This is a genomic window from Pseudoalteromonas sp. AOP31-A2-14, assembly GCF_052378035.1.
In the GTDB taxonomy this organism is placed as follows: Bacteria; Pseudomonadota; Gammaproteobacteria; order Enterobacterales; family Alteromonadaceae; genus Pseudoalteromonas.
The window spans coordinates 2,882,746-2,896,225 of sequence record NZ_JBQSXI010000001.1; the positions used below are offsets into that span (position 1 = coordinate 2,882,746).

The 13,480-nt window shown below is 40.5% G+C and carries 13 protein-coding genes; 7 read left to right on the forward strand and 6 right to left on the reverse strand.

All coding sequences use genetic code 11. The annotated features are described in order from the left end of the window. The first annotated feature begins 92 nt into the window (after positions 1-92). The 6 genes from purH (at position 93) to ACT3S9_RS13380 (ending at position 7,706) form a co-directional block, all read left to right on the forward strand. Complete coding sequence (purH, locus tag ACT3S9_RS13355; RefSeq protein WP_441834193.1) at positions 93-1,679, forward strand: bifunctional phosphoribosylaminoimidazolecarboxamide formyltransferase/IMP cyclohydrolase; 1,587 nt, start codon at positions 93-95, stop codon at positions 1,677-1,679. Between the two features lie 108 nt (positions 1,680-1,787). Continuing rightward, positions 1,788-2,606, forward strand: a complete 819-nt coding sequence (locus ACT3S9_RS13360; RefSeq protein ID WP_441834194.1) for a class I SAM-dependent methyltransferase — start codon at positions 1,788-1,790, stop codon at positions 2,604-2,606. A 19-nt stretch (positions 2,607-2,625) separates the two neighbouring features. Continuing rightward, positions 2,626-3,909, forward strand: a complete 1,284-nt coding sequence (gene purD, locus ACT3S9_RS13365; protein ID WP_441834195.1) for a phosphoribosylamine--glycine ligase — start codon at positions 2,626-2,628, stop codon at positions 3,907-3,909. Positions 3,910-4,021: 112 nt separating this feature from the next. Beyond that, positions 4,022-6,517, forward strand: a complete 2,496-nt coding sequence (locus ACT3S9_RS13370) for an EAL domain-containing protein (protein ID WP_441834196.1) — start codon at positions 4,022-4,024, stop codon at positions 6,515-6,517. 64 nt (positions 6,518-6,581) lie between these two features. Beyond that, a complete protein-coding gene (locus tag ACT3S9_RS13375; protein ID WP_441834197.1) occupies positions 6,582-7,391 on the forward strand; it encodes a DUF2797 domain-containing protein in 810 nt (269 codons plus the stop codon). 3 nt (positions 7,392-7,394) lie between these two features. Next, complete coding sequence (locus ACT3S9_RS13380) at positions 7,395-7,706, forward strand: DUF4144 family protein (protein WP_441834198.1); 312 nt, start codon at positions 7,395-7,397, stop codon at positions 7,704-7,706. Here the strand turns inward: ACT3S9_RS13380 and ACT3S9_RS13385 are convergent. The 6 genes from ACT3S9_RS13385 to ACT3S9_RS13410 form a co-directional block, all read right to left on the reverse strand. Next, positions 7,689-8,609 (reverse strand): histone deacetylase family protein, encoded by a 921-nt coding sequence (locus tag ACT3S9_RS13385; protein ID WP_441834199.1) that lies wholly within the window; start codon positions 8,607-8,609, stop codon positions 7,689-7,691. The genes ACT3S9_RS13380 and ACT3S9_RS13385 overlap by 18 nt on opposite strands. A gap of 171 nt (positions 8,610-8,780) precedes the next feature. Continuing rightward, on the reverse strand, positions 8,781-10,325 hold the full coding sequence (locus ACT3S9_RS13390; RefSeq protein WP_441834200.1) for a serine hydrolase: 1,545 nt from the start codon (positions 10,323-10,325) through the stop codon (positions 8,781-8,783). Positions 10,326-10,341: 16 nt separating this feature from the next. Then, positions 10,342-10,842 (reverse strand): gamma-glutamylcyclotransferase family protein, encoded by a 501-nt coding sequence (locus ACT3S9_RS13395; protein WP_441834201.1) that lies wholly within the window; start codon positions 10,840-10,842, stop codon positions 10,342-10,344. Positions 10,843-10,879: 37 nt separating this feature from the next. After that, on the reverse strand, positions 10,880-11,503 hold the full coding sequence (locus ACT3S9_RS13400; protein ID WP_444750986.1) for a LysE family translocator: 624 nt from the start codon (positions 11,501-11,503) through the stop codon (positions 10,880-10,882). Positions 11,504-11,505: 2 nt separating this feature from the next. Continuing rightward, positions 11,506-12,288: a hypothetical protein gene (locus ACT3S9_RS13405; protein WP_441992789.1), complete on the reverse strand. Its 783-nt coding sequence runs from the start codon at positions 12,286-12,288 to the stop codon at positions 11,506-11,508. 15 nt (positions 12,289-12,303) lie between these two features. Further along, positions 12,304-12,738 carry a CreA family protein gene (locus tag ACT3S9_RS13410; protein WP_444751109.1) on the reverse strand — a complete coding sequence of 145 codons (435 nt, stop codon included), beginning with the start codon at positions 12,736-12,738 and terminating at the stop codon, positions 12,304-12,306. Positions 12,739-12,841: 103 nt separating this feature from the next. Here ACT3S9_RS13410 and ACT3S9_RS13415 point away from each other — a divergent pair, with 103 nt between their 5' ends. Continuing rightward, positions 12,842-13,477 (forward strand): hypothetical protein, encoded by a 636-nt coding sequence (locus ACT3S9_RS13415; RefSeq protein WP_444750987.1) that lies wholly within the window; start codon positions 12,842-12,844, stop codon positions 13,475-13,477. Positions 13,478-13,480 lie beyond the last annotated feature (3 nt).

Below are 13,480 nucleotides of genomic sequence, written 5' to 3' on the forward strand. Positions count from 1 at the left end.
ATCCTCACTCTTTAAGCATCGTTTTTTAAGCTGTATTCAGTTAAAATAGCGTCTTTCTAAGCTAGCTCAAACACTGAGGTAATCAAACTACAATGGATACACATCGTCCAATTCGTCGCGCACTACTAAGTGTGTCAGATAAAACCGGTATTGTTGAATTTGCTCGCGCTCTTGAATCACAAGGCGTAGAACTTTTATCCACTGGCGGTACGTGTAAATTACTTGCTGATAACGGCATTAAAGTCACTGAAGTATCTGACCACACCGGTCACCCTGAGATCATGGATGGTCGCGTTAAAACCCTTCACCCAAAAATTCATGGCGGCATTTTAGCCCGTCGTGGCCAAGATGAAGCTGTAATGAGCGAGAATCACATCTCTGCTATCGATATTGTTGTAGTTAACTTATACCCCTTTGCGAATACTGTCGCTCAAGAAAACTGCAGCCTTGAAGATGCCATTGAAAACATCGATATCGGCGGCCCAACAATGGTACGCGCAGCGGCTAAAAACCATAAAGACGTGACGATTGTTGTAAACGCTAATGATTACGACCGAGTCATTAGCGAAATACAAAGCAATAACGGTTCAACTACCTACAAAACACGTTTTGATCTTGCCATTGCCGCTTACGAGCACACCGCACAGTACGATGGCATGATTGCTAACTACTTCGGTAAAATGGTTGCGGACTACACTGATGAAGCGGCTGAGGAAACTAAATTCCCACGTACAATCAATATGCAGTTCACTAAAAAGCAAGATATGCGCTACGGTGAAAACTCACACCAAGACGCTGCTTTTTATGTTGAAAACGATGTACAAGAAGCTTCTGTTGCAACTGCGACTCAACTACAAGGTAAGGCACTTTCTTTTAACAACATAGCTGATACAGATTCAGCCCTTGAATGTGTTAAAGAGTTTGATGTGCCAGCCTGTGTTATTGTTAAACATGCAAACCCCTGCGGCGTTTCAATCGGTGAGAGCATCCTTGAAGCCTATGACCGTGCATTTAAAACGGATCCTACATCTGCATTTGGTGGCATTATTGCCTTTAACCAAGAGCTTGATTCAGACACCGCTGAAGCAATCGTATCGCGTCAATTTGTTGAAGTAATTATAGCTCCTAAAGTATCTGATGCTGCAGCGCAAATTATCTCAGCAAAGAAAAATATACGCTTACTTGAGTGCGGCCAATGGTCAGCAAAAGCAACCGGGCATGACATCAAACGTGTTAGCGGTGGCGTATTAATTCAAGACCGCGATTTAGGTATGGTAACTCAGGGCGACTTAAAAGTTGTTTCTAAGCGCCAACCGTCTGAGCAAGAACTTAAAGACTTATTGTTTTGCTGGAAAGTCGCTAAGTTTGTTAAATCAAACGCTATTGTTTATGCCCGTGATGGTATGACAATTGGTGTAGGTGCAGGCCAAATGAGCCGTGTTTACTCAGCTAAAATAGCCGGTATTAAAGCCGCCGACGAAAACCTTGAAGTGAAAGGCTCTGTAATGGCGTCAGATGCGTTCTTCCCATTCCGTGATGGTATTGATGCAGCACGCGATGCGGGTATTACAGCAGTAATTCAACCTGGTGGTTCAATGCGCGATGACGAAGTTATCGCTGCAGCTGATGAAGCTGGTATGGCAATGGTATTTACTGGCATGCGTCACTTCCGCCATTAATTACGCAAAGAGCTAACGGCATAAGTTAGCTCTTTTTGTTTGCACCAAATTCACGTACTCTGCTTATTCTATAACCCAACGTATAACAATAATGTGAAGGAACAAACGATGAAATTTGCACTAAAAACGTTACTGGTTGCCACTTTGGCTGTTAGCTCAACTATCGCCGTTGCCCATAACCATGGCCATGACTCGGCATTAAAACAGGCAGTTAAAGCAACTGAACGTAATGCCGAACGCGATCAATACCGTCACCCAATAGAAACACTGACGTTTTTTGGTTTTAAACCAACCATGACCGTGGTTGAGATTGCACCTGGCGATGGCTGGTATGCTGATATATTAGCGCCAGCACTTAAAGAGCAAGGTACTTATTATGCTGCACATTTCCCGGCTGACTCATCAGTTGGCTATTATCAACGTTCACTAGCTGGTTTTAAAAAGAAAGTAGCCGAAGATGAACGCTTTAGTAACATAAAAATTACTGAGTTTGCTCCTTCAACACATTTAGATATTGCCCCCCCAAGCAGCGCGGATATGGTATTAACCTTCCGTAATGTTCATAACTGGTACATGGGTAAAGATAAAGAAGCAGCGTTAAGCGCTTTTAAATCGTTTTATAAAGCCCTTAAACCAGGTGGCACTTTAGGTGTCGTTGAGCATCGACTCCCTGAAGAACGCGCAGACGAAATGCAAAAGTCATCAGGTTATATGAAGCAAAGTGTCGTGGTTAAGCTTGCAAAACAAGCTGGCTTTGAACTTGAAGAAACAAGTGATATTAATGCCAACCCTCTTGATACAGCCGATCACCCTAAGGGTGTATGGACACTACCACCAAGCTTACGCCTAGGCGAGCAAGACGCCGCTAAGTATAAAGCTATCGGTGAAAGTGACCGCATGACGCTGAAATTTAAAAAACCGCTTTAATAGATAGGATATTTTCGCCATGAATGTTTTAGTCATTGGCAGCGGCGGCCGCGAACACGCACTTGCGTTTAAGGCCGCTCAAAACACAAAAGTTAATACTGTATTTGTTGCCCCAGGTAACGCCGGTACCGCGCTTGAGCCAAAGCTTGAGAATGTTGCCATTAATGTTGAAGACTTAGATGATCTACTTAATTTTGCAAAGCAAAATAACGTTGGCCTTACTATCGTAGGCCCTGAAGTACCACTGGTACTAGGTGTGGTAGATAAGTTCCGTGAACACGGCTTAGCAATATTTGGCCCAACTGCAGGTGCTGCACAACTTGAAGGCTCTAAGTCGTTCACCAAAGACTTTTTAGCACGTCATAATATTCCAACTGCGGATTACCAAACGTTTGAACAAATCGACCCAGCTCTTGCTTACTTAAAAGAGAAAGGCGCGCCGATTGTTATTAAAGCTGACGGTCTAGCTGCAGGTAAAGGCGTAATTGTTGCCATGACTGAACGCGAGGCCGAAGATGCTATCCGCGACATGCTCGCAGGTAATGCCTTTGGCGAAGCGGGCAGCCGCGTAGTAATCGAAGAGTTTTTAGAAGGTGAAGAAGCATCTTTCATCGTGATGGTCGATGGTAAAAACGTACTACCGTTTGCTACTAGCCAAGATCATAAACGCGCTTACAATGGTGATAAAGGGCCAAACACAGGTGGTATGGGTGCTTACTCTCCGGCCCCTGTAGTTACCGATGAAATCCATCATCGTATAATGAACGAAGTGATCAACCCAACTGTTGAAGGAATGGCAAGTGAAGGCCATCCATACACTGGTTTTTTATATGCAGGCTTGATGATCGATGACTCCGGTACGCCAAAAGTGATCGAATACAATTGTCGTTTTGGTGACCCTGAAACACAGCCTATGATGCTGCGCTTACAATCAGATTTAGTTGAATTGATTGAAGCCGCTAATCGTGAAGAGCTTGATAGAACCACTATCGAGTTTGACCCACGCGCAGCTGTTGGTGTTGTACTTGCGGCCAGTGGTTACCCAGATGGCTATCCAAAAGGTGATACTATCAATGGCCTAAAAGTAAACTACCCTACAGGCGAGAAAGTATTTCATGCAGGCACTAAACAAGATGGAAAAAATGTCGTAACGGCCGGTGGCCGTGTATTATGTGCAACTGCGCTGGGTAATACCGTAACCGAAGCACAACATCGTGCCTATCAATTAGTTGACGAAATTAGCTGGAAAGGTATGGAATATCGTACAGATATTGCTTATCGTGCGATTGTCCGCGAGCAATAATTAGCTAACTTAACTTAGTCTACGGGTTAATTAAATACAAAAAGCGCAGTTTATCTGCGCTTTTTTGATGCTACACTAACTAAATAAAAGGAACAATTTCATAAGTAGTTAAGTGGAACATAAAACTATACGATATCATTTTATAGCAATCGCTATTTTGCTTACTTTATTTTTTATTACCAGCAACTTTGCAAGTCATCTTGTGACGCCAACCCGCTATACTATTGATAAAACAGCCGCAGTTTATACCACTTATGCCTATCGTATTGACCCAACTAAAGAACTGACCCTACAACAACTACTAGCGTCTCCTGATGCGCTAATAAAGCAACCTTTAAGCAATATTAGTTGGGACTTAAAGCCGCAAAACTATTGGCTAGTCGTTAACCTTAAAAATAAGCAGTCTACTCCTGCACATATGAACGTGCATTTTGATAACCCAATGGTTGACCATCTCACTGTTTACCAACTAGATGAACACCAAAACCTGCTTAATAGTGTAAAGCTAGGTGATAAAACACCCAATTTAACACTCTTTCAATATAGCGTACCGCATATAGCACTCACCCTTGATGCCAATCAAGCACAGCAGTTAATCATTAAAGTGGACACCGTTGGCATTAGCAAAACCCCTATTAATATTTATGGCAGTAAAGAGTTTAAAGACCTGATCAGATCACAATCGGCTATTTGGGGAGTTTTTGTTGGCGTACTGATCATGGCAGCCTTATATAACTTGGTGCTTTATTTTGGTATTCGCGATCGCGTGTACTTAGTATATATAGGCTATATACTCTCGGCGCTGTTATTAATGGGGTCAGTACTGGGCTTCGGTTTTTATATTTGGCCACTGTCATGGCAACTATTTTTTAATCATCATATTGTTGTTAGTAACTATTATATAGCCTTTTTCACAGTGGCTTTTTGCACCATGTTTTTACGATACCATAAAGATAAGTGTCGTTTATATAAAACCAGCATCGCATTTTTATGGCTACTAACAGTATTAGGTGTAAGCAGCTACTTTATTGTGGAGTACACCGCTTCAAAAGTCTTTTTTGTGATTATGATATTCATTTATATTTTATGTTTTATCATGATTTATAAAAAACTTATGAGTGGCTTTCGTTGGACAAAATTTTATATTATTTCATGGGTACCATTGATCATCGGTGCAGCAGTACAACCACTTGAACTAACCGGCTTTATAGCTTATAGCTTTACTACACGCCACCTATTCTTAGTCGCTATTTTGTTTGAAGTTGTACTAATGGCTATGGCATTAGCCGATCGCGTTCGCTACCAACGCGAAAAGGCGCTTTATCATGCCACCCACACCCAGCAAACCAAGTTACTTAATCAAGCAATGCTAAAGCAGGCGTATATGGCCCTCAGTCATAACCAGCGAAGTTCAACTTTATGCCTGATAAAAATTCGTCACTTCAATACATTAATGAGTATTTTAAGCCCTCAACAAGGCAGTGATATTGTAGCAACAGTTGCCGCAACACTTGAGCAAAGCCTATTTAAGCGCCGCCAATTTGCTAACCTAGATATAAGCCTTGATAACAGCCCTAAAGTAGCCGATTTAAGCGGCGGTGTAGTCGCTTTTATATCTACAAAAATACAACCTGCACAAAGCACCTATGAATTACTAACAAGTATGGTCAAATTACTACCTAAGCACTATGCAGTATCCGGTCTCGATTTACAGCTAGAGTACAACTTAAGTGTTGCTACCCCCATCGAAAATGATGCCTTTGATACCTGGTTACAGCGTGGTTACATGCATTTAAATCAGGCGCGTAACCCCATAGAAAGTAGTAACACTATGACTGTAAACCTTGCCTTAGCAGCAGCCTTACAAGACGCCATTCGTAATAATCAGCTGGTTATTTATTTACAGCCATGCGTTGATTTAAAAACAGATAACGTCACGGGTGCAGAGGCATTATTACGCTGGCCTAATGCAGCGCAAACTATAGATATTAAAGCGCTAATAAACCTTGCTGAAAAAACCGGAATTATAAACGAGCTTACTTTATGGGTTATTGACCAGGCCTGCAAGACTCTCGAAGTACTTACAAAAGAAGGTCATCATAACCATTCAATAAGCGTAAATTTAAGTCCGAAAAACTTAACGATACCCAATCTTATTGAGAAAATAGAAAACACCTTACTTAAATATAATATCTCAGCAGCGAAATTACAGTTTGAATTAACTGAATCGGCTTTCATAGAGCAACAAGAGGAGATGAAGTTATTTATTTCTCAATTAAAACAATTAGGAATAAATGTAGCATTAGATGATTTTGGTACAGACTACTCTTCACTCAGTTATTTATTAAATTACTCATTTTCAACACTCAAAGTAGATAAGTCCTTTGTAAATGACTTATCTAGCAACGAAAAAAGCCAAGTCATTGTTAAAACCTCGATTGAGGTGGCTCATAACTTAGGTATGAATATCACAATCGAGGGGGTGAAAGACAAAGCCACTGCCACCCTATTAACACAGCTCGGAGCCGATAAAGCACAAGGTTACTATTACACTGAGCCACTTCCTTTAGATAAGTATTTAACATGGCTTGCTACAGAACATAAATAACCACAAAGCTTTTTTTCGGCGGGGATGATAAAATACTTTTTTAAACATCTTTAGGGGCGTAAAGGTGCAAGGAACACTGAAAAAACTAAAATCTTCTTTAACTCAACCTATTCAATATCAATTACCTGTTGGTGATGAACTAGTTGACCTTAATGCTTATATTGGCAAACCGTTGACACTAACGTTTAGTGGCACTATTTTGTGCTCTAATTGCGGTAAAAAAACTAAGAAAAGTTACTCTCAAGGACATTGCTTTGTATGTATGCGTAAGCTTGCCAGCTGCGATATGTGCATTATGAAACCCGAAACCTGCCACTACGACCAAGGCACTTGCCGTGAGCCACAGTGGGGTGAAGAAAACTGCATGATTCCGCATTATGTTTACTTAGCAAATACCTCAGGCCTTAAAGTCGGTATTACTCGCCATACGCAAATTCCTACTCGTTGGGTTGACCAAGGTGCCACCCAAGCATTACCTATTTTCAAAGTGCAAACACGCTTACAGTCAGGCTTAGTCGAAGTTGCTTTAGCGCAATTTATTGCTGATAAAACTAATTGGCGTAATATGCTCAAAGGACAAAATGAAGCATTAGACTTAAAAGCCGCAGCTGCAAAACTGCTCCCTCAAATTGAGGGTAAATTGTCTGAGCTTGCCGAACTGTTTGGTGCCACCGCCATTGAGAAGCTTGATCAAGACGTGGTTGAACTAGAGTTTCCGGTTACTGAATATCCAACAAAAATTAGCTCTTTTAACTTTGATAAAGACCCCATAGTAAGTGGTATTTTACAAGGAATTAAAGGCCAATATTTAATTTTTGATAATGGCGTTATTAATATTCGCAAATTCACTTCGTATGAAGTATCGGTAGGTTAACCAATGAGCACGCTTTTAAATTCGACACTTTTCCCGCAATTTATTATTTTTAATAATGAGTTAGAAGTCGCAAAAAGCGAGAAAGAGCGTGCAGATTTATTATATGGCTTAAACGACCTTGAACAGCAAAGTGTAGTTATCCTGAATTACCAGCAGCAATATACTCAGCTAAACAATAAGCCATGTAATGCTATATCGGCAAAGGAACTCGCTGACTTAGTTAAAGACTATTTACACAAAGAAGGCCATTGTTGTTTAGCCAAAATAGACTCTTTAACCCCAGAGCAAGCTTTTGCGCTAGTCGCTCTCAACTAGCGCTTTTAAGTGCACCGCCACACTGCGCCCAAGTGCTGATAAGGCATAACCGCCTTCAAGGTAAGAAATAATCCCCTTGCAATTATACTGCGTTACAAATAAAGCAAGCTGTTCAGTTATCCAACTGTAATCGTCTTCGACGAACTTTAAACTTGCCATATCATCCTCAAGGTGTGCGTCAAAGCCAGCGCTAATAAATAATAACTCAGGCTGAAACGCTGTGAGTTTAGGCAACCACTGATCATTATAAACTGCCTTTAAATCATTGCCATCACTGGCAATCGGTAAAGGTGAATTAACTAATGTCGCATTGTTTTCAACCGCAGTATTAGGGTAAAAAGGATGCTGAAATAACGAACAAAACAACACATTTTCATCATCCATAAAAATATCTTGCGTGCCATTGCCGTGGTGTACGTCTATATCAACTATCGCAATACGCTTAATGCCTTTACTTTGCGCGTATTTAACACCTATAGCCAAGTTATTAAACACACAAAACCCGGCAGAACTTGATTTATTAGCATGATGCCCCGGCGGACGCACGGCGCAAAATGCCGCATCGAGCTTATCTGCTAATATTTCATCAACGGCTAAAATCCCTGAGCCTGCCGCACGCTCTATCGCCATTAAAGATTCGATGCCAAGCCATGTATCGCCGTCTAAAGAGGCTAATCCTTCACTGGGGATGGTTGTTTCTACTTTTTTTACCAATGCCTCATCATGTGCAAGCAGGTAATGTTCCCGTTCTGCTTTTGGCGCTTGCAATTGCTGTATTGCGATATCTAAACCACTTGCTAATAAACGGTCGTTGATAGCATCCAAACGCTCTGGGCACTCAGGATGATCATCGATCATTTTATGTTTTCGACAAAATGGATGAGAAATAATAGCAGTACGCATGCCCGCTCCAAATTAGTGAATGAATAATGAGTAATAAATTAATCATAACAAAGCCGCTCATTGGCGGCTTTGCGACTTTGGTTTACTATTTAACCTGCCCCCCAAAAAGGTGAGACGTATGTTGACAGTTTAAGATCAATTTATGAGTTAATCTTTTAACTACAGAACAGGTTATTTAGCATGTAAATGTAGATTTCTAAAATCAAAACTAAAATCTGTAACCGAGGTTGAGACAGCGTGCATTTTTGCACTATTTACGCGGTTATTGGTGCCCATATCAAACTCAATAAACGCATCAGCTTCGAGCAACTTTTCATCCCATTTCACGATAAAGGTGTTACCCGAGTAATGCTCAAGCTGGCCTTTTAAACGCTTAGTATGTGTAAAATCAATACGTAACTTGCCATTAAGTTCTTCAATAATTACATCACCATACCAATCATCATTCAGTGTACCGGTGTAATTAATACTAGGTAGTTGCGGCTGATAATCTGCTGGAGCCTCAGGTTTAGCATTGGCATACGCTTTTTGTTTACCTTCAAAATGCTTTTTGGCTAAATCCTCTATCCAATCCTTATCTTCGAGATCCATTGCATCTTCAAGTACTTCATAAGTAACGGCTGAAAGCGCACCAAACGCTTGCTGGTTAGATAAAATAACAATGCCTAGGTTTTTCTCTGGCACTAAAGTAACTTGAGACACCATTCCTAAAATACCACCACCATGACCTATTTTTTTTATGCCATGAAAATCTTCAATACTCCACCCTAAACCATAGCCTCTAAATTGCTGATGGTAGGCTTCAAAAGCTCTTTTAGACGCCATTGAAGTAATATGCGGATGCCACATTTGCGCTTGCTGTTTTTCGCTAAACAATTGCTCGCCATTTGGCATCTTACCACCAGCAAGTTGAGTACGTAGCCACTGGCTCATGTCATTAACACTTGAAGCAATCGCCCCCGCGCCGCGAAAATCTTCTAAGTAGTTTACAAAAAACGGGTGTAATTTACCGTCCATTGGAATATGGCCTGTTGCCCAATTTTTATTACTTTTTGGAATCCGTGAGAAACCCGCGTGTGAGTTTTTCATATTAAGCGGCTGCAGAATATTTTGCTCGATGTAATCATTCCAGCTCATACCTGAAACACGTGCAACGACTTCACCGGCGGTGACAAACATTAAATTGTTATAAGCATATTTACTACGAAAACTACTCGCTGGTTTTAGGTGTTTAAGGCCGGCTAAAATTTCTTCAATTGATTTATCAGTATCTGGCCAAATCATTAAATCGCCTTGACCAAGCCCCAAGCCACCTCGGTGACTTAATAAATCACGAATAGTCATTTCACGAGTTACGTACGGGTCATATAAGCGAAACTCTGGTAAGTGATCAATCACTTTATCATCCCAACTGAGCTTACCTTCATCGATTAACTTAGCCAGCGCAGCACTGGTAAATGCTTTAGTATTTGATGCAATACCAAATAAAGTATCTTTATTTACTTTACTGCCCGTTTCTAAATTGCTTATGCCAAAGCCTTTAGCGAGTATTACTTTATCGTTTTCAACAATAGCGACAGCCATACCCGGCACATCAAAACGTGCCATAGAAGCTTTTATTACTTGTTCTATATTATCGCTATTAACTTGCGCAACGCTTGAAAATGTACAACTTAATGCAAGCGTTGCAATCACCGCTAAACTTTTTAATTTCATCGGATACCTTGGTTTCTTAATTATTTTTGTTATGGACTGCAAATTCAATGTCTGCACGTTTTTTATCATTATCTTGGCGCATTGGTCGCGCCTTTATCGCTTCACTGTAACCACTTGGTACACCTGCTTCAAGTGAGCCGCGATAAACGTGTTCAATATACCAATCATACGGTAATAAATTACTATCAAGGGTGTTGGCGATATAACAATGTACTGCTAATTCCTGACCATCTAATAGCTCAACTTGCACATCAACACAGTCGTAATTAGGGCCTTCGATAGTATCTAAAATCGCTTTTTCATCAGTCGTAAGTTCATAAACTACCCCATATACAAGTGCATCGTGTTTATTACTTTTTTTTATGCTGCATTTGCCTGAGCCGTCATGGCTTACCATGTTAAATGTCAGTTCATAACCTTTTAATGATGCCGTACCAACACGCTTTGCTTTAGGTAAACGCGCTAATAGTCGATTTGACGACATATTTGAACCAAATGAAAAATTATATAACGCCATGTTTCCTCTTTTTATAAGTTAAAGTTTGTATATTTATTTACAGTACCACACGAACTGCAAGTAAAATTAAGATCACGCCAATACCACGATCAAGCCAATAGCCACTTTTTTGAAAAAAACCACGCACCGCAGGTTTTGATAGCACCAAAGATAAAAATGAAAACCAAAGCCAAGTAGCTAAAGCCATATAAAGTCCATACCCTGCTTGTACAATTAACGGGGTTGATTGATTAATTACCAATGTAAATAAAGACATAAAAAATAAAGTCGCTTTGGGGTTTAAGGCATTAGTAAAAAAACCACGACGAAAAGCCAGCCCAATTTTTTCTTCATTTTGTACTTTTGTAGCGTCTTCAGAGCTTGTGGTTGCGGGTTTTGCGCTACGTAAGGCTTGTACACCGATATAGGCTAAATAAGCACCGGCTAAGTATTTTAGTGCCATAAAAACGCTAGGTGATTGGGCCAATAAAACTGCCACACCTAATAAGCAATAACTAACATGTAATAATATAGCAAGGCCTACACCAGCACTTGTCCAAAGCGCATTGCGCCTGCCGTGCTGAATACTTTGCTTAAGCACAATAGCAAAATCAGGACCTGGGCTTGCTACTGCAAAAAAGTGCGCTAGGGCAATCAATAAAAACTCATCAATGTAGGGCATTTCTACCCTGCTTTTTTATCATCAAGAGCTAACAATACCGGATGCGGTGAATTATTTATAAGCGCTTTAATCTCACGTTGTGCCTTTTTAAACTGGCCGCGTAAGTGCGGTTTTAAATACTTTTTAGATTGTTTATCGCCTTTAAAGTGACTTACAAGTGCATGCATAAATAGCGTTTGCGACTCACTAAGTGCCGCTTCGCGGTTTGCATAAGGGTTATAACAAGAGCCGCACCCTCCTTTAAATTGATACACGGTGTTGCTCATCATCACTCCAAATCCAAAATAACAGGCTAAAACATCGCTTGCTTGCGGTAAAAGCGCTTTTCCACCGGGCGGTAAAATGCCTACATGATGAATCATAATCGTCGCTAAAGTACCAGCAAAGCTGGCCACTAAATCTTGTGGCTGGTTAATTTGATTCGGGTTAAACGACACATTAACTTGATGCGGCGGGGCAACAATTAACTGGCTATTTTCACCGCGTAGCTCATTGCTAAATGCAAAGTGCGGAAATACCTGCGGTTGCAACTGCTGCGGCTTAACCAGGTTGATTGGCCACGCACTCATGCCCGCATAATCAACAACTCGCTGAAAAACCTTGTCGGCCATTTCTTCAATACTCGATACCGAGTCAGGAAAAAACTGATGATTTGGTAAAATTAATTGTGTGTTATTTAGAAAAAACTCACTATCAAAATTTTCCGCAGCCCATATAAAGGTATCAATAAGCCATTGTTGTTCTTGCTCATCGAGTAATGACTTAGTTTTAAAAAGTGCTAACATAGTTTGCTCTATAAGTTATTTTTTCTTTTGTTCTTGTGACCAATCCCATGCTTGGGTGTTATATAAAGGCACGGTTGAAAGAGCATGATGATGACTGCCCGTAGACTCTTTTGTTGAGTACGATAAATACAATAGACTGTGGGTTTTAGCATCATAAATACGGCGTACTTTTAGTGATTTAAATAAAATGCTTTTCGATGATTTAAATACGACTTCCCCTGACTTACTACGATCAATAGCTTGCAGTTGCTGTGCAGTGATAGGCCCTGTTTGACGACACGATATTGACATATCAGAAGGGTCAGCGAAGTCTAAATTAGCTTCAATATGGCTAATATGGCAAATCACTCCTTTAACTAACGGATCTTGCTGAGAAATCACTTTAATATCTTTGGTGGTAAATAACCCTAAACTTACCGAAGCCGCATCATCCGAACAACCCGCAACCATAAATAAAGACACGACTGCAGCGGTTAATTTTAATAGTTTCACTGTATTCTCCCGTAAGTTATTACTAAGCACCGCGGTGCCAGCTTACAATTATTTTTCAGCTATGTTTCAATACTACCCCATAATAACCGTAACAACGAGCACCGACACGATGAAAAAAGCACTTAGTTGTCTCAGCTTCCTGTTCGCCAGTTATGGCGCATCAGCGGATTATTCAGTTAGTTTATACACTGGTAAAAGCTTTAATCAATCACTCGAAACCGAAAATGGTTTAGCAATAGAATTAGATGACAGTAACCATGTTGCTTTTAGTATTGATAGAAACCTTGACTCAGCTCGTTATGGCTTTTATTTTTCAAAGACCGAAAGTAATCTTCTATCCTCCCCTAATAAAGACGTTAAAATGCAATATGCGCTTTTCCAAAGTGCGATTGAAGTGTCGCTAGCTAACCGCGTTAATGGCTATGTTGGCGCACAAGTTGGCGCAAATCATGTAAAAACCAACTTCACCAGTTCAGATACCTTCTTCGCTAGTGGTTTATATGGTGGTTTTGAGTACTTATTTAACGACCAAACACGAATTTTATTTGAAACTCGTTGGATTGCCACTATTGTAAATAACGCGAGTAACGTATCATGTACGCTCCCGACTGATGAAGACGACCAATGTTTATGGCATTTTGATGGCGATGTACTGAATCAGTTCCAAACAAGTTTAGGTTTTACTTATCGTTTTTGAGGA